Raw genomic sequence first — 16,396 nt, 5'->3', positions numbered from 1 at the left:
CCATGATCAACAAGCAGAACAAGACCGTGGTGTGGGTGCTGGGCGCGCTCGCCCTGTGCATCCTCCCGCTGCTGCTGCAGGCGGCGGGCAACTTCTGGGTCCGCATCGCCGACACCGCGCTGCTGTACGTGCTGCTGGCGCTGGGCCTGAACATCGTGGTCGGCTACGCCGGCCTGCTGGACCTGGGCTTCGTCGCATTCTTCGCCATCGGCGCCTACATGTACGGCCTGATGGCCTCGCCGCACCTGTCGGAAGCCTTCCCCTGGTTCGCGCAGATGTTCCCCAACGGGTTGCACTCCTCGGTGTGGCTGGTCATTCCGCTCGGGGCGGGGATCGCGGGCTTCTTCGGCATCCTGCTAGGCGCGCCGACGCTGAAGCTGCGCGGCGACTACCTGGCCATCGTGACGCTCGGCTTCGGCGAGATCATCCGCGTGTTCCTGAACAACCTGGACCACCCGGTCAACATCACCAACGGCCCCAAGGGCCTGGGGCAGATCGACTCGATCACGCTGTTCAAGTTCGATGCGCTGGGGCTGCCCGGCATCAACCTCGCGCGGCCGATCGAGATCACCGAGACCTATTCGATCAACTCGGTCACGCTCTACTACTACCTGTTCCTCGCGCTGTGCGTTGTCAGCGTGATCATCTGCCACCGCCTGGAGCTCTCGCGCATCGGCCGCGCCTGGATGGCGATCCGGGAAGACGAGATCGCCGCCAAGGCGATGGGCATCAACACCCGCAACATGAAGCTGCTGGCCTTCGGCATGGGCGCAACCTTCGGCGGCGTGTCGGGCGTGATGTTCGCGGCCTTCCAGGGCTTCGTGTCGCCCGAGTCCTTCAGCCTGATGGAGTCGGTGATGATCGTCGCCATGGTGGTGCTGGGCGGCATCGGCCACCTGCCGGGCGTGATCCTCGGCGCCGTGCTGCTGTCGGCGCTGCCGGAAGTGCTGCGCTGGGTGTCCGGCGTGTTCGACCTGCAGTCGATCACCGGCGGCCGCCTCGATGCGTCCATCCTGCGCCAGCTGCTGATCGCGCTGGCCATGATCATCGTGATGCTGTTGCGTCCGCGCGGCTTGTGGCCGACGCCGGAGCACGGCAAGAACCTGCCTGCGACGGCGAAGTAAGGAGAGACAGATGGCAGAAGTCGTCCTCCGCGTCGCGGGGATTTCCAAGCGCTTCGGCGGCCTGCAGGCCCTGTCGGACGTGGGCCTGACGATCGAGCGCGGGCAGGTGTACGGCCTGATCGGCCCGAACGGCGCGGGCAAGACCACGTTCTTCAACGTGATCACCGGCCTCTATTCGCCCGACAGCGGCACGTTCGAGCTCGCGGGCAAGCCCTACACGCCCACCGCGGTGCGAAGTGGCGCGCGCGGGCATCGCGCGCACCTTCCAGAACATCCGCCTGTTCGCCGACATGACGGCGCTGGAGAACGTGATGGTGGGCCGGCACGTGCGCACGCACTCGGGCCTGCTCGGCGCGATGTTCCGCACCAAGAAGTTCAGGAAGGAAGAAGCCGAGATCGCCCAGCGCGCCCAGGAACTCCTGGACTACGTGGGCATCGGCAAGTTCACCGACTACAAGGCGCGCACGCTGTCGTACGGCGACCAGCGCCGGCTGGAGATCGCGCGCGCGCTGGCGACCGACCCGCAGCTGATCGCGCTGGACGAACCGGCCGCCGGCATGAACTCCACCGAGAAGGTGGTGCTGCGCGAGCTGATCGACCGCATCCGCAAGGACAACCGCACCATCCTGCTGATCGAGCACGACGTGAAAGCTGGTGATGGGCCTGTGCGACCGCGTCACCGTGCTGGACTACGGCAAGCAGATCCGAGGGTTCGCCCTACGACGTGCAGCGCGACGAGAAGGTGATCGAGGCCTACCTCGGCCACAGCCACAAGGCGACGGGGACGGCACCTGCGGCCGCGACCGCGACCGGAGAAGAACAATGAGCCAGGTGCTGCTGAAGGTGAGCGGCCTGAAGGTCGCATACGGCGGCATCCAGGCCGTCAAGGGCGTGGATTTCGAGGTGCGCGAGGGCGAACTGGTCACGCTGATCGGCTCCAACGGCGCCGGCAAGACCACCACCATGAAGGCCATCACGGGCCTGCTGCCGCTCAATGACGGCGACATCCAGTACCTCGGACAGAGCATCCGCGGCCGCGGCGCCTGGGACATGGTCAAGCAGGGCCTGGCCATGGTGCCGGAAGGCCGTGGCGTGTTCACGCGCATGACCATCACAGAGAACCTGCAGATGGGCGCGCACATCCGCCGGGACAAGGCGGGCATCGCGCAGGACATGGAGCGGGTGTTCACGACCTTCCCGCGGCTGAAGGAACGCAAGGACCAGCTAGCCGGCACCATGTCCGGCGGCGAGCAGCAGATGCTCGCCATGGGCCGCGCGCTCATGAGCCGGCCCAAGGTGCTGCTGATGGACGAGCCCTCCATGGGCCTGTCGCCCATCATGGTGGACAAGATCTTCGAGGTGGTGCGCGACGTGCACGCCCAGGGCGTGACCATCCTGCTGGTGGAACAGAACGCCAGCCGCGCGCTGGAGATCGCCGACCGCGGCTACGTGATGGAGTCGGGCCTCATCAGCATGAGCGGCAAGGCCGCCGACATGCTGAACGACCCGAAGGTGCGCGCCGCCTACCTGGGCGAGTGAGGCGCTTGCTGCGCCTTCAGTAGCGCCACTGCAGGCCGAGGCTGGTGCGCACGTCGCGCGCCTCGCCCGTGCCGGTGCGCATGTCGTAGCTGTCCAGGCCGAACGCCGCGGAGCCGCGGCGCGAGAAGTCCCAGCTCAGGCCGATGCCATAGGTCAGGCCGCCTTCTCCCGTCGTGTTCGGTGCGAGCGCCGCGCGGTTGAAGGTGGTGCCCACGCGGCCGTACACGCCCAGGTCCCAGGCGAGACCGGCCTTCCCCACCAGGCTCACGTTGAGGCCGGGCGCGGGCCCGGCGCCGAACGGGGCCGGAGCCTCCGCACGACCGACCTGCATGCTCAGGGAACGCGGTGCCTTCGCGCTCGAATAGAGCGGCAGGGTCGCAGCATCGCAGGAGAAGGTGAAGCTGCCGCAGGGAACGCGCAGGTCCGGCTGGCCGACCTGCAGTCCCAGGCCGGTGCCGCCGCGCCATCGCAGGGCGCCGCCGGACTGCGCCTCGGCGCTGCCAACCGCCGCCAGTGCGATGGCCAACCCCAGGAGGTGACGCTGCGACGACATTGCGGGCTCCTCACGTTGTGCTTGGAAAGCCACTGTGCCGCCGCGGCTCATCCGGGGCGTGTAGGACAAGTCTCACGAGGCCTGTAGGAGGCCCGGCTCTGCCTTAATCGACTTGGCGCCCGAACCCTTCACAACTTTTTCGTATTTGGCGAGTTCGGCGCGCATGAAGCTGCCGAATTCGTCCGGCGTCGTGGCCACGGGCTCCGCCATCAGGCCGGAGAAGCGGGTCTTCGCTTCCGGCGAATTCAGCGCCGCCACGAAGGCCTGGTTCAACTTCTGGACCACGTCGCGCGGGGTGCCCGCCGGCGCCACCAGGCCCCACCAGGTGTCGATCGCGAAGCCCCGCAGGGTGTCGGCGACAGTCGGCACTTCCGGCAGGTTGGGCGAACGTGCCAGGGTGGTCACCGCCAGTGCCTTCAGCTTGCCGGAGCGGATGTTCGGCGCCGCGGTCGCCAGGTTGTCGAAGTTGAAGTCCACCTGGCCCGAGAGCAGCGCCAGCTGCGCCGGGTTGCCGCCGTTGTAGGGAATGTGCACCGCGAAGATGCCGGCATCGCGCTTGAACATCTCGCCCGCGAGGTGGCCGGCGCTGCCATTACCGCCGCTGCCGTAGTTCAGTTTCGCCGGATTGGCCTTGGCATAGGCGATCAGGTCGCGCAGCGAGTCGATCTTCAGGCGCGCGGCCGTATCGGCGTTCATCACGAGCACGTTTGGCACGCGGACCATCTGCGTGATGGGTGCGAAGTCCTTCACCGGGTCATAGGGCATCTTCGAGAACAGCCACGGGTTGATCGCGTGCGTGGCCACGGCGGAAATGCCGATCGTGGTGCCGTCGGGTGCCGCTTTCGCCACCGCGTCGGCGCCGATGTTGCCGCCGCCGCCCGGGCGGTTCTCGATGATCACGGTGCCCAGCGAGTCCTTCACCCGCTCGGCGAGCACACGCGCGGTGACGTCGATGGGGCCGCCGGCGGCATAGGGAACGATGATCCGGATCGGCCGCGCCTGCGACCAGGCGGCGGGAGAGGCGGCGGCCGCGGCCGCGCCCAGGGAGGAGAGGAGGAGGTGTCGGCGTTTCATGCCCGGCATTGTCGCAAGGCGGAGGCACCCGTGCGCGGGGTGCTAGCCGCGGGCGCCGAACAGGCCCTTCCACCAGCCGCCACCGCCGCCGCGCTTGCGCTCGACCTCCGGCAGGGGAGGCACGGCGGACGGCAGTTCGTTGCGCAGCATGTATTCCTGGCGGCCGCGCACCAGCAGCTCGGCCTCTTCGCGACCCAGCGCGCGCTCCGCAATCTGGCGTGCCTTGGACATGATGGGCGAGCGCCGGCCGTTGGAGTGGGCATCGGTGGCGATGATGTGCGTCAGGCCGTCGTTGAGGAAACGTTCGCCCCAGTACTTGGCGCGGGCGCCGAAGACTCCGGTCAGCGAGGCGGCGGTGATCTGCATCCAGGCACCCTGCCGCACGAGGTCCGCGAACACCGGGTAGTGGTCCTCGACCCAGGTCAGTCGCTCCGGGTGGGTGATCACGGGCACGTAGCCGGCAGCCACGAGCTGGAACACCGAGTCCTGGAAGCGGGGCGGCGCGACGTGGTGCGAGGGCTCCAGCAACAGGTAGCGCGTGTGGTGCAGGCAGGGCACGATGCCCGTGCGCAGGCCGTCCAGGAGGCCGGGAACGAGGTGCACGTCGGCACCGATCGTGAGCTTCAGGGGGATGCCGTTCTCGTCGAGCGATTGCTGCAGCTTGTCACGCTCGGCCTCGATGCCCGCCGTGTCGTTCATGTACAGCCCCGGGTAGATGTGGGGCGTGCACGCGGTCATCGTGATGCCGTCGTCCACGGCCATGCGCGCCATCTCCAGCGACATCTCCAGGCTGCGCGAACCGTCGTCGATGCCGGGCAGGATGTGGCAATGCAGGTCAATCACCGTTGTGCTCCTCGTCGCCGTCGCCGTCGCTTTCGCTCTTGAGCGGGCGCAGGAAGGCGCCCGCCAGCAGCGCCGCCGCGATGGCGTTTGCCGGGATGTGCATGTTGAACTCAACGAACGAGTGAAGCAAGAAGCCGAGCAGGCCCAGGCCGCAGATGGCGGCGGCCATCTCGGAGCGGCGCAGGCGGCGGCCGCGCAGCGCGGTACGCACGAGCTGGACCGCGCGCGTGATGGCCAGCCAGGCGAAGGTCGCCATCAGCAGCACCGAGAAGATGCCGCCTTCGAACAGGAGCTGCGCGTAGTCGTGGTGCGCGTGGCCGGCCGTTCCGTCCACCGTGGCCGGCTGGAAGCGCGGATACACCGCTCCATACGTTCCCCAGCCCGCGCCCCAGGGCCAGAAGGCAGCGGCGCCGTCCAGAGTGCTGGAGGCGAGCAGGGTCCGGAAGGAAGCATCGCCCGCCATGGTCTCCAGCTGGAAGCGAGTCACCACGGAGTCGAAGCCGACCATGGCCATGGCCAGCCCGAGCGCAATGCCTGTCGCGATCAGTGTCGTGCGCCATTGCCGCGATTTCGATGCCGCCGATGCTGTAACCGCCAAGGCGCACATCGCTGCAGGAAGCCCTGCGAGCGCCGCGCCGCGCGAGCGCGACATCAGGATGCCGATGGCCAGCAGCATGCCGCCCGCGGCCCACAGCGCCAGCCTGCGCGCCTGCCAGGAGCGATGGTGCATGCCGAGCACGGGGCGCTGCGAGACGCTGGTCCAGGCGAGCCATATGTACACCGCGAGGCCCATCGCCACGTAGTTCGCGAAGTGGTTGGGATTCGCGAAGGTGCCGAAGGGCCGGCCGCCGATGCCACCGAAGTACAGTGAGGAACTCGCGCCCCCGCGACCTGCAGCAGGCCCATGATCACCTGCAGGATGGCGACGCCCGCCAGGACGCCCAGCACGAGTTTCAGCTGGCGCAGCCGCATCCAGTGGCCGGCAACGAATGCGGCCACGATGGGAATGCCCGCGAACAGGGACGCTGCCGTCGCATCGGGCACCAGCGACAGGGGCAGGAAGGAGGGCGTGGCTATCCCCGCCGCGGCCAGCACCTCGGGATAGATGGCGCGGCCGGGCGCACCAGCCCACAGCGCTGCGGGGAGCGGAAGCAGGTACACGAGCGCCAGCCACAACGGGCTGGCGAGCAGGAAGGCAAGCAGGAAGCCGCGCACCGTGATGCGGCTGCCGCTCCGGTGCGCCCGGACCAGCGACGCGGCCAGGAAGGCCAGGGCAGCGCCTTCGAGCACGATCAGCGCCACGTGCCTGTTCCCTCCGCGCATGAGGGGCGAGGCGGCCACGAGGAACAGGAACGCAGAAACAGCGACGGGGCCGATGGGCCCCGTTTCATCGGTCGCAGCGACGACCTCTTGCGAACTCACTGTGCGCTGAGTGGCGGCGGCACGAAGACGTCATCATCGTCCGTCAACGCGCGAACGACGCCGATCGCGACGGCGGCGGCGCCGACGGCGATGAGGCCATTGACCAGGCCCGGGTTCGGCGCGAACGAGGGCGAGGCGGCAGCCACCGGCACAACGGGCTGCACCGCGGCGGTCAGCTGCTGGCAAGTCATGGTTTGCAGCACCGTGACGCCATGCGCGGGCGGAACGGTGACCGTGCAGCCGTTGTTCAGGCGAAGCGTCACGGACCCATGGACGTGGTCACGAAGCGCATGCCGTTCTGGATGGCGGTGCCGGGCGCGACCGACACGCCGGTGGCGCCTTGCGTGGCGGTGACCACGCCCTGGACGTTGGAAACGGTGCCCAAAGGTGCCTGCGCGAAGGCGGAAGCACCGATCAGGGCGGACAGGGCGAGTAGCAGTTTCTTTGGTGTCATTTGGTTGCTCCCGGAATGAATGACCGGGCCACTATAGCACCGGCTTTTTGCGGGCGGGTGGTTTTACCGAAGCGAATTTCGGCTGCGGGCGCCGGAACCGTCGAATGCAACGCGACCTTAATTCAGGGTTGAGGCGGCGAATTGCGCGGCAGTTTCCACCGGCCGCTGGTCACGGCGTCACGGTCGGGTGGTGCCGTGGACCGGGGGCCGCAGGATCATTGCTTCGCGGCCGGATGTGCAGGGCCCGGGTCGTCAGGAAAGCGCAGGAACGGCAACGGGGCCGATGGGCCCCGTTGGATCGGCCGCCCGGGCGGCCTCCTGCCAGATTTACTGTGCGCTCAGCGGCGGCGGCGCCGCGGCATCATCGTCGTCCGTGAGTTCCCGAATGACGCCGACCGCGATGATCGCGGCGCCGACGGCGACCAGGCCGTTCACGAGGGAGGGATTCGGCGCGAAGGCCGGGGATGCGGCGGCCACCGGCACCACGGGCTGCACCGCGGCGGTCAGCTGCGGGCACGTCATGTTCTGCAGCACGGTGACGCCATGCGCGGGCGGAACGGTGACCGTGCAGCCGTTGTTCAGGCGAAGCGTCACGGACCCATTGGACGTGGTCACGAAGCGCATGCCGTTCTGGATGGCGGTGCCGGGCGCGACCGACACGCCGGTGGCGCCTTGCGTGGCGGTGACCACGCCCTGGACGTTGGAAACGGTGCCCAGGGGTGCTTGCGCGAAGGCGGAAGCACCGATCAGGGCGGACAGGGCGAGTAGCAGCTTTTTGGTCGTCATCTTGGTTGCTCCCCGGGATTGCGTGGCGAGCGAGAACTATATCACGCAGGATTTCGACGGGATCGAATTGCTGCCCTCAATTCGAAGTACGCGCGAGGTTGAATCCGTCAAATGCGACGCGCCCCTTTATTCCGGTCGCCGCCTCGAATTGCGCGGCCGGTTCCAGTTGCAGGCTGGCCACCACCCCACAGTCGGACGGCACCGTGAATTCGGCTTCCAGCGGCTGCCACACGCCGCCGGTGTCCTGGATCGGCCGCGACCGCACCAGCACTGCCTTGCGCCCGGATGTGCAGACCACGGACCAGGTCAACCCGGACTCCGACCGGAGCTTGGAAGCCATGTATTCGCCGCGCAGGCGGTAGGCGCCCGGCGCCGCGAACAGGTACTGGCGCACGATGGGGGCGGTGAAACTGCGGCCGGTGAAATCCAGGCCCAGCACCATCCCGCGGCGCGCCATCACCTCCTGCTCGACCATCACGCCCGCGCGGCTGCGCGGCGCGCGGCTGAATTCCCAGTCGAAGCCATCCTGCTCGATGGCCTGGTCGAAGCTGCCGTTGTACAGCAGCGGGACCGACTCCTTGTGCTGCGCCAGCCAGAGGCCGTAGGCATCCAGCCACTGGCCGCCGGCCTTCAGCGAGCGCATGTACTGGTGCCTGGCTTCGTCGCTCAGCGCCCCTTTTTCACCGCCTCGGCGACCAGCGGCAGCGCGTTGCCCGGGGGCAGTTTCAGAGCGTTTCCGGCGGCGAGCACCTTCGGCAGCCACGTGGTCCCGGGCTTGAGGTGCGGACGCAGGAAGTTGATGCCGTCCGGCGTGGCCGCGATCTGCGCCAGCACGCGGGCTGACTCCGACGAGTTGCGGATCTGCAGGATGGCCACCAGCAGCGCGATGCCTTCGGGCAGCTGGCCGTTCTTCAGCGCCTGCGCGGCACGCCAGCGGGCGACCAGGGGTCGTTGGGCGCCGCCAGCGCGGCGCCCTGCAGCACGCTGTCGCTGCGCTCCCGGGGTTCCGCCACCAGCAGCTTGGTCCAGGCATACGAGTCGCCGGGATTGCGGGCGATGCGCGCGCGCAGTCCCTCGCGCACGGCCTCCGGCTCTTTCGAGGGATCGGCGCACAGCGGCAGGTAGGGCGTGTCCAGTTCCGTGCAGGCGCGGCGCAGGTGGACCGTCATTCCCGCGAGGAACACGCCCACGGCGGCGGCGGCGGCCACGATGCCGAGAATCCAGCGCCTGGAAGGGGGAAGCGGCATCTCAGTCCGGCGCGCCGCTGAGGTTCGTCAGCATCACCTTGCCGCCACGGGAGGCGAATTCGGCGCGCAGCAGGAACCGTTGCCCGTGGGAGCCGATGGTCGTCTCCCCGCGTGCAGCCGGATGCGGCCGGTGACGAGCAGGACGCCATCACGCGGCTCGCCCTTGAACTCCACCTGTGAAAGGTGCACCGGACGCGCACCTTTCACCAGCTGCTCGAAGTTGCGCGACAGCGCCTGTGCGCCCGGCGACTGGCGGGCGTCGGCCTCCAGCAGCCGCAGGAGCTGGTCGCCGCTGCCGGTCTCCAGCATCTGCAGCAGCTGCGTGAGCAGGGGCTGGGCGTCGCTGAGGGTGGGACTGGGGATGGGAGGTGCCACGGCCGGCGCGGCCCTTGCGACCGGAGGCGCGCTGGCGACCGGGGCGGCTGCGGGTGGCGGGCTCGCCACCGGAGCCACCGCGATGGCGGCGACCACCGGGGAAGGAAGCGGCGCAGGCAGGGGCGGCGGCACTGTCGCCGGCGCCTCCTGCGGAGGCCTGGCGGGTGCGGCCGCCATGGGTAAGGCCGCGGGTGGGGACGGCGCAGCGGGGGCGGTACGAGCGGCCACTGGCGCCACCGGCCGTGGCGCCGCCTGGGCTTGTGGCGGGGCTGATGGAAGCTGCCCGAGCCGATCCCACTGCGCGGCCGGTGCCGGTGCCGGCGCCGGCACCGGCGCCTGCGCGGGCGCCCGCTCGGCGACCGCGGGCAGGACCGGGAGCTCGGCAATGCGCGTGGGCGCAGGCGGCAAGGCCAAGGGCTCCTGGGCGCGGGGCAGGTCGCGGGGGACGGTGGCGGGTGCCGCCGTCTTGCGTTGCACGAGGTGATCGGGCTCCTGGCGTGGCATGAGCATGAGGACAGCCATGCCGGTGAGCGTGATGCCCAGCGCCCAGGCCGCCCGCTTGCCGACCTGCAGGCGCGGCTCCTGCTGCCTGCGCACTGCCGCGGCGGGCGCGTGGCTCGCCGCCTTGGCGACGCCGGCGGGGCGCTGCTGCTTCAGGTTCGCCAGCTGCTCCTCGTACTCGCGCCGCAGCGTGGGCGAGGAAAGAACCTCGTTGGCGCGGTTCACCCGCATCGCGGCGTCCGCCGGCCAGGCTGCCGCACCTGCCTGGGCGAAGTCGGGGTGGATCAGGCGCATCAGGAGCCGGTAGCGCTCCTTCAGGTCGCTGGTCTCGGTGCCGAAGCCGAAGCCCATGACCGCGTAGTGATCGGCCCCGGGATAGAGCAACGCGGCCCGGATGAAGAAGGAAGCTGCCTCCCGCAGGGTGCCGTCGGAAGCCTGGGCACGCCCCCGCGTCCGGCAGCGATCTGGAGGATTTCCCGGATCGAGGCGAACAAGGTGGCCGGCTGCCGCAGGCTGAGCTGGTACTTGCCCGGTGCGCTGTAGTAGTCGAGCAGGGCAGCTTGCAGTGTCGCGGCAGAGGGACTCGTCGTCGCTTCGTCTTCCTTCATCGACCTGATGCTAGCGCGACCGTGGCAATGCGGCAGCCGGGTCGGCGCCATAGCCGTAGTAAGACTCGTAGTCTTGCGGCAGCGCGTGCTGCAGCGTCTGGGTGAGCACCACCCCGCGCGGCACCAGGCCGCTCTGGCGCAGCCGGCGCAGCGCGTTCTTGATCTGCGTCTTGCGGGTGCTGCTGGCCTGCACGACGAACAGCACGTTCTGTAGCTGGTTGCCCAGGACCACGGAATCCGCCAGCCCCAGCATCGGCGGCGCATCGACGATCACGTAGTCGATGCCGAGAGCGGACGTGATGTTCAGCAGCAGCAGGAGCTTGGGGCCGGTCAGCAGGTCCACCGGGTTGGGCGGGATCGGGCCGGCGGTGAGGACCGACAGGTTCGGGATCGACGTCGGCGTGATCATCTTGTCGCCGCGGTTGTCGCTGGACAGCAGGTTGGACAGGCCGAAATCGTTCGGGATCCCCAGCAGCTTGTGCACCGTGGGGTTGCGCATGTCGCCGTCGATCAGCAGCACGCGCTGTCCCATCTGCGCGAAGTTGATGGCGAGCGCCAGCGAGGTGGTGCTCTTGCCCTCGTTGCGCGTGGTGCTGGTGACCACCAGGCGCTTGGGCGCGCCTTCGGCGGTGGAGAACTGCAGCGCCGTGCGTACCGAGCGGTACGCCTCGGCGAGCGTGGAACGCGGATCCTCGTGCACCTCCAGCGCCACCGGCTTGTTGGTCAGCGAGCGCTTGCGATTGAGCTTGGGGATGACGCCCAGCAGCGGCAGGCCCAGCACCCTTTCCACTTCGTCCGGGTACTTGATGGAGTCGTCCATGACTTCCAGTGCGACGACGATGGCCGCGCCCAGCAGGATGCCGGCGACGATGCCCGCCAGCAGGTTCGCCAGCAGGTTCGGCTTGTAGGGGAACAGCGAAGGCTCCGCCGCATCCACCACCGACACGTTGTTGCTCACGACGTTGCCGGAGACGCCCAGTTCCTTGAAGCGTTGCAGCAGGCTGTCGTACAGCTGCCGGTTGGTGTCGACTTCCCGCTTCAGCAGGTTCATGTCGATGCCGTGGTCCTGCGTCGTCAGAACCTGCTTGCGCGTCTGGCTCACGCGTTCCTTCAGCAGGGACTCCTGCTTGGCGACGGCATCGTAGTGCGCCTGCAGGCTGCCGGCGACGTTCTGGATCTCCTGCTTGATCTGGGTGTCGATCTCGGAGATCTGCGCCTGGATCTGCTGCATCTTCGGGAAGTCCGGCTTGTAGATGCGCAGGTTCTCCTGGTAGTCGATCTGCAGCTTCGCGCGCCGCTCCTTGTATGCCTGGATCGTCTTGTTCTCGACGACGGCGATGGAGGCTTCGGGATTGCGCTTCATCTCCGCGGCGACGGCTTCGGCCTTGATGCGCTCTTGTTCCGCCTTGGCCAATGCGGCGGCGAAGTCGGTGTAGGTCTGGTTGATCGCGCTGGTCTTGTCGTCCAGGGTCAGGATCTGGTTGGCCTGCGCGTAGCTGTTGAGGCGGCGTTCGGATTCCTCCAGCTTGGCCTTCATCTGCTTGATCTGGTCTTCCAGGAAGCTCTTGGCATAGGAGGAGGCTTCCAGGCGGCGCTCCATGCCCATGGCGATGAAGGCCTGCACCGTCGAATTGGCGATGCGGGCGGCGAGCGCGGGGTCCGTGTTGTCGACGTGCACCTTCACCAGGCGCGAACTGCGCACGGGCTCGACGGTCAGGGACTTGAGGAACCGGCCCACCACCGCTTCCCGCCCGAGCACTTCGCTGTTGCGCACGCTCGGGCTGGTCATCTTGCGGTAGCCGTTGATCAGGCGGTCGAGGTAGTCGCCGCTGTTCTCTTCGGCGGTGGCTTCGCCGTTGTCGCCGTCGGGCTTTTTCGTCGGCGAAAGGGGCAGCGGCGAGCCGCTGGGCGCGGACTGGTCAAGGCGCAGCTCATCGATGACGCGCTCCGCCAGCGAGCGGCTCTTCAGCAGTTCCTGCTGCGTGCGCATCGAGATCGCATCGTCGCCGCCCATGCGTTCCTGCTCGGGGTCGTTCTCGAAACGCACCACGCGTGGCGTCGCCCGGTCGATCTGCAGGATCACGGTCGAACGGTAGATCGGCGTGCTGAGGAAGGTGCGGATCGCGGCGACCGCGCAGGCGAGCGCAATGACGAGCAGGAGCGTCCACTTGTGCTTGAGGATGATCCGGCCGATGTCGGTGAGGGTGAGGGAATCGTCCCCCACCTGTTCCTCCTCGGCACGGGCCATGCCCGGCTGCAACTGGTATTGCTGGCGCAGTGCCAGCTCGTTCGCCTGCGTCGGGGCAAAACCCGAGGTGTCGTCGCGTGAGATTTCGGAAGCGGACATCGTGACGGCTCTTCTTCGTTGGGTCGGCCCTGGCCGTCCCACGACGGCCGGGAGGCGGGAGCTTACCGGCTAAAGACCGAGAACGGGTTCACGGAATCCAGAACGTCGCGGAAGATGGAATCCTTCAGCAGGGCGCGCGCGGAATCCCGCTGCACCACGATCAGGTCGTCCCCGCGGATCATCGGGTCCGGATCCTTGCCCGACCGGATTCGCTCGACATCGAAGGTCGCCACCTGCCGCTCGCCCTTCTCGCCCTGGCGGAACAGCATCACCTGCTGGGAGTTGGCGATCTGGCCGAAGCCGCCCGCCAGCGCGATCACCCGCAGCAGCGTCATCTGGCCGACCAGGGGATAGATCCCGGGCTTGGCCACCGCGCCGTCGACGGTGATCCGCTCGGTGGTGAATTCCTTGATGAAAACCGACACCTGCGGGTTTTGCAGGTATTTTTCACCGTACAGCGCGGCAATATGGGATTCGACCTGCTGCTGGGTCATGCCGGCCACCGTGACCTGGCCGATCAGCGGCATCGTGATATAGCCGGCGGCATTCACGCGGACGGTGCGCTTGCCGTCCCCGAGATTCAATACTTCGATGTCCAGCAGATCGTTCGTTCCGACGCGGTATTCCTTGCCTATGTTGTAGAGCGGATTACCTTGCTGCGGATTTTGCGATCCCTTCGCCTGGGGATCGCCGACCGGCGCGGCGGGCCGGAAGACGCCGTTGTCCGCACCGGAGGACGGCAACATGGAAGAGAGGCTTGGCGCGTTCTGGGCAAACGCCACTGTGCAAAAAAACAGTGTAGCCGCCGCGAGCGCATAACGGTTGATGGTCGCAGTCATACAGCCCCCAAAAGAGTCGATTCTAGGGAAGTATCGGCGAGCTTCCAACGCGGCGTCCTGCAAAGTTAGTGTTTATCCGCCTCGGTGGTAAACGAATCGGCAAAAAATTCCTCGGCCGGTAGGCGGGCCCGCGCGCTGTATTCGGCCCGCGCGGAATCGACGACGATCGGCGCCCCGCAGGCATAGACCTGGTGCCCCGAGAGATCGGGGTGGTCTTCCATCACCGCCTTGTGCACGAAGCCCGTGCGCCCGGTCCAGTTGTCGTCGGGCAGAGCGTTGGAAATCACCGGCACGTATTTCAGGTTCGGCATTTCCGCGAGCCGCTCGCGCACCCATGCATCCATGTAGAGGTCGCCCGGCCGGCGGCCGCCCCAATAAAGGGTGGCGTGACGCTGGATGCCCTTGAACTGCATGTGCTCGATGAGCGACTTGATGGGGGCGAAGCCGGTGCCGGAGGCGAGCAGGATCATCGGCTTGTCCGAGTCCTCGCGCAGGAAGAAGCTGCCGAAGGGGCCCTCGACGCGCATGATCTCCTTTTCCTTCATCGCGGTGAACACGTGGTCGGTGAACTTGCCGCCCGGCATGTGCCGGATGTGGAGTTCGACGCCCGGGCCGTTGTGCGGCGCGTTCGCCATCGAATAGCTGCGGCGGGCGCCGTCGCGCAGGATGAACTCGATGTACTGCCCTGCGTGATAGCGCAGCGTGTCGTTCGCCGGCAGCTGCAGCTTCACGATCATCACGTCGTGCGACACCTTCTCCATGGCGGAAACGCGCGAAGGCATCTTGCGGACCGGGAACGCACTTTCGTCGGTGACCTGCCGCGACTCCAGGACGATGTCGCTCTGCGGAACGGCGCAGCAGGTGAGGATCAGCCCGTTGGCTTCTTCCTCGGCCGACAGCGCCTTGGCCTGGTGCGGGCCGTGGACCACGGTGCCCTCGAGCTTGCGGCACTTGCAGGAACCGCAGGCGCCGTCCTTGCACCCATAGGGCATGCCCACGCCCTGGCGGATGGCCGCCTCGAGGATCGCTTCCCCGCCCTCGCTGCTGAACGCGCGCCCACTGGGCTGCACGGTGATCTGGAAGGGGCCGGCGCTTGCGGGGGCGGCTGTCATGCTTTAGGTATCCTCAGGGGCACTTGTCTGTGTGCTGCGGCCTCGATTTTGCCCTCAAACCAGAACCCCCTCGGCGCATTGCCCGCCCGCTTCCGCCGCAGCCGCGTCCTGATCGTCGGTTGCGGCGACGTCGGCCTGCGCGTCGTGCGCGCCCTGCCGGCGCGCGTGCGCGTCATCGCATTGACCTCTTCGCCGCAGCGCGCACCCGCACTGCGCGCGCGGGGCATCACCCCGCTGGTCGGAAACCTCGATGCGCCGGCGACCCTTTCGCGGCTCGCGGGGATCGCCGATCGCGTCGTGCACCTCGCGCCGCCGGCGGGCGAGCCGCAGGAGCAGTGGTGGCGCGACCGGCGCACGCAGGCGCTGCTGCGCGCGCTGCGCCTGCGCTCGCTGCCGCAGTCGCTGGTGTACGCATCCACCTCGGGTGTGTATGGTGATTGCGGCGGCGAACGCGTCAGCGAGACACGCCGCGTGGCGCCCCACACGCCGCGGGCGCAGCGCCGCGTCGATGCGGAGCGGCAGTTGCGATTCTTCGGTCGCGGCACGGGCGTGCGCACGGCGCTGCTGCGCATCCCCGGCATCTACGCGCCCGACCGCGCGGGAGGCACCCCGCGGGACCGGCTGCTCAAGGGCACGCCGGTGCTCACGCCGGAGGATGACGTCTACACGAACCACATCCATGCGGAGGACCTCGCGCGGGCGGTGCTGGCCGCCCTGTGGCGTGGCCGTGCGCAACGGGCCTACAACGTCAGCGACGACAGCGAGCTGCGCATGGGGGACTATTTCGACCTGGCCGCGGACATCTATGGCCTGCCGCGGCCGCCACGCGTCCCGCGCAGCACCGCGCAGGAACAGCTGCCGCTGATGCTCCTGAGCTTCATGAGCGAGTCCCGCCGCCTGGACAACGCGCGGCTCAAGAACGAACTGCGCCTGAAGCTGCGCCATCCGACGGTGGACAGCGGCTTGCGCGGCTGACGGTCCTCACTGCGCCAGCGAGGCGGACGGGGCCGGCTGCTGCGCGCGCAGCTCCGAGCAGCGCTGTGCGAGTGCCTGGTGCATCTGCACGTGGCGCTGCCCGATCTCGTCTTCCTGGCCCGGCGCCGGCGCGTTGGCCGCCAGGCGCTCGACGCAGTTGTCGCGGCGCAGGTCGTTGCCGATAGCGGCCAGGTAGCGTTCGAGCCGCAGCAGGCTGCTGTCGCTGGCGCGTGCGTTGTAGCGTTCCAGCTCCCCCTGCAGCTGCACCCAGCGTTGCGCGGCCGGATCGTTGGTGAGCGAGGGGCTGCCGAGGGCCAGCAGTCCCTTGGCCTGCTGCACGAGCATGTCCAGCCGGGTGGCGGTGCGCGAGAACGAGGGGGTGCCGCGCCCGCTTCGGCGCCGAGCGCCTGCGCCAGCGGCAGGGGCTCGCCCTGCCACCAGGAGAAGTTGCCCACCTTCGCGTCCTGCAGCGGCTGCTGTTGCCACAGCTCGTGCACCGAGGCGAGCCGCCGCAGCAGCTCGCCGTCCAGCGTCGCCGCCAGCCGGTCGCCGAACCAGGCACCGCCGGTGTCCTTCAGCACGGCCTGCACGGCCAGC

19 protein-coding genes and 1 pseudogene are annotated in these 16,396 nt (G+C 68.4%); 5 read left to right on the top strand and 15 right to left on the bottom strand.

Features of this window, described 5'->3' with window-relative positions:
• Positions 1 to 2 precede the first annotated feature (2 nt).
• The 4 genes and pseudogenes from HK415_RS22430 (at position 3) to HK415_RS22420 (ending at position 2,663) form a co-directional block, all read left to right on the top strand.
• A complete protein-coding gene (locus HK415_RS22430; protein WP_171563636.1) occupies positions 3 to 1,124 on the top strand; it encodes a branched-chain amino acid ABC transporter permease in 1,122 nt (373 codons plus the stop codon).
• 10 nt (positions 1,125 to 1,134) lie between these two features.
• Positions 1,135 to 1,870, top strand: a pseudogene (locus tag HK415_RS22425) (ABC transporter ATP-binding protein).
• Positions 1,849 to 1,950 (top strand): ABC transporter ATP-binding protein C-terminal domain-containing protein, encoded by a 102-nt coding sequence (locus tag HK415_RS27355; protein WP_373684669.1) that lies wholly within the window; start codon positions 1,849 to 1,851, stop codon positions 1,948 to 1,950. The pseudogene HK415_RS22425 and the gene HK415_RS27355 overlap by 22 nt, the downstream one beginning before the upstream one ends.
• Positions 1,947 to 2,663, top strand: coding sequence for an ABC transporter ATP-binding protein (locus HK415_RS22420; protein ID WP_171563635.1), 717 nt, complete (start codon positions 1,947 to 1,949; stop codon positions 2,661 to 2,663). Before HK415_RS27355 ends, HK415_RS22420 begins: the two co-directional genes overlap by 4 nt.
• A 16-nt stretch (positions 2,664 to 2,679) precedes the next feature.
• On the opposite strand, the gene HK415_RS22415 is transcribed toward HK415_RS22420, so the two are convergent.
• From HK415_RS22415 to HK415_RS22345, 15 genes are all read right to left on the bottom strand, one after another.
• Positions 2,680 to 3,216 carry a hypothetical protein gene (locus tag HK415_RS22415; protein ID WP_171563634.1) on the bottom strand — a complete coding sequence of 179 codons (537 nt, stop codon included), beginning with the start codon at positions 3,214 to 3,216 and terminating at the stop codon, positions 2,680 to 2,682.
• A gap of 72 nt (positions 3,217 to 3,288) precedes the next feature.
• On the bottom strand, positions 3,289 to 4,290 hold the full coding sequence (locus tag HK415_RS22410) for a Bug family tripartite tricarboxylate transporter substrate binding protein (protein ID WP_171563633.1): 1,002 nt from the start codon (positions 4,288 to 4,290) through the stop codon (positions 3,289 to 3,291).
• A 42-nt stretch (positions 4,291 to 4,332) separates the two neighbouring features.
• Positions 4,333 to 5,133, bottom strand: a complete 801-nt coding sequence (locus HK415_RS22405; protein WP_171563632.1) for a tyrosine-protein phosphatase — start codon at positions 5,131 to 5,133, stop codon at positions 4,333 to 4,335.
• Complete coding sequence (locus HK415_RS22400) at positions 5,126 to 5,809, bottom strand: O-antigen ligase family protein (protein WP_171563631.1); 684 nt, start codon at positions 5,807 to 5,809, stop codon at positions 5,126 to 5,128. The genes HK415_RS22405 and HK415_RS22400 overlap by 8 nt, the downstream gene beginning before the upstream one ends.
• The gene (locus tag HK415_RS22395) at positions 5,785 to 6,435 is read right to left on the bottom strand and encodes a hypothetical protein (protein ID WP_171563630.1); all 651 of its coding nucleotides are present in this window, start codon (positions 6,433 to 6,435) and stop codon (positions 5,785 to 5,787) included. The genes HK415_RS22400 and HK415_RS22395 overlap by 25 nt, the downstream gene beginning before the upstream one ends.
• 116 nt (positions 6,436 to 6,551) lie before the next feature.
• Complete coding sequence (locus tag HK415_RS22390; protein ID WP_171563629.1) at positions 6,552 to 6,818, bottom strand: hypothetical protein; 267 nt, start codon at positions 6,816 to 6,818, stop codon at positions 6,552 to 6,554.
• Positions 6,815 to 7,009 carry a hypothetical protein gene (locus HK415_RS22385; RefSeq protein WP_171563628.1) on the bottom strand — a complete coding sequence of 65 codons (195 nt, stop codon included), beginning with the start codon at positions 7,007 to 7,009 and terminating at the stop codon, positions 6,815 to 6,817. The genes HK415_RS22390 and HK415_RS22385 overlap by 4 nt, the downstream gene beginning before the upstream one ends.
• A gap of 327 nt (positions 7,010 to 7,336) precedes the next feature.
• Positions 7,337 to 7,795, bottom strand: a complete 459-nt coding sequence (locus tag HK415_RS22380) for a FecR family protein (protein ID WP_171563627.1) — start codon at positions 7,793 to 7,795, stop codon at positions 7,337 to 7,339.
• A gap of 76 nt (positions 7,796 to 7,871) precedes the next feature.
• Entirely contained in the window at positions 7,872 to 8,438 is a 567-nt protein-coding gene (locus tag HK415_RS22375) for a hypothetical protein (protein ID WP_171563626.1), read from the bottom strand.
• Between the two features lie 23 nt (positions 8,439 to 8,461).
• The gene (locus tag HK415_RS22370; RefSeq protein WP_171563625.1) at positions 8,462 to 8,671 is read right to left on the bottom strand and encodes a hypothetical protein; all 210 of its coding nucleotides are present in this window, start codon (positions 8,669 to 8,671) and stop codon (positions 8,462 to 8,464) included.
• A gap of 35 nt (positions 8,672 to 8,706) precedes the next feature.
• Complete coding sequence (locus tag HK415_RS22365) at positions 8,707 to 9,042, bottom strand: hypothetical protein (RefSeq protein ID WP_171563624.1); 336 nt, start codon at positions 9,040 to 9,042, stop codon at positions 8,707 to 8,709.
• Between the two features lie 33 nt (positions 9,043 to 9,075).
• Entirely contained in the window at positions 9,076 to 10,302 is a 1,227-nt protein-coding gene (locus tag HK415_RS22360) for a DnaJ domain-containing protein (RefSeq protein WP_171563623.1), read from the bottom strand.
• 234 nt (positions 10,303 to 10,536) lie between these two features.
• Positions 10,537 to 12,873 carry a GumC family protein gene (locus HK415_RS22355; RefSeq protein WP_171563622.1) on the bottom strand — a complete coding sequence of 779 codons (2,337 nt, stop codon included), beginning with the start codon at positions 12,871 to 12,873 and terminating at the stop codon, positions 10,537 to 10,539.
• Positions 12,874 to 12,935: 62 nt separating this feature from the next.
• Complete coding sequence (locus HK415_RS22350; protein WP_171563621.1) at positions 12,936 to 13,712, bottom strand: polysaccharide biosynthesis/export family protein; 777 nt, start codon at positions 13,710 to 13,712, stop codon at positions 12,936 to 12,938.
• A gap of 65 nt (positions 13,713 to 13,777) precedes the next feature.
• Positions 13,778 to 14,824: a CDP-6-deoxy-delta-3,4-glucoseen reductase gene (locus tag HK415_RS22345; RefSeq protein ID WP_171563620.1), complete on the bottom strand. Its 1,047-nt coding sequence runs from the start codon at positions 14,822 to 14,824 to the stop codon at positions 13,778 to 13,780.
• A 48-nt stretch (positions 14,825 to 14,872) separates the two neighbouring features.
• Here HK415_RS22345 and HK415_RS22340 point away from each other — a divergent pair, with 48 nt between their 5' ends.
• On the top strand, positions 14,873 to 15,799 hold the full coding sequence (locus tag HK415_RS22340) for an SDR family oxidoreductase (RefSeq protein WP_171563619.1): 927 nt from the start codon (positions 14,873 to 14,875) through the stop codon (positions 15,797 to 15,799).
• Positions 15,800 to 16,396: the final 597 nt, after the last annotated feature.

It is taken from the genome of Ramlibacter montanisoli (assembly GCF_013087525.1).
Lineage (GTDB): Bacteria > Pseudomonadota > Gammaproteobacteria > Burkholderiales > Burkholderiaceae_C > Ramlibacter > Ramlibacter montanisoli.
Note: the sequence above shows the minus strand (reverse complement) of the source record. Positions and strands in the feature narration are given on the sequence as shown.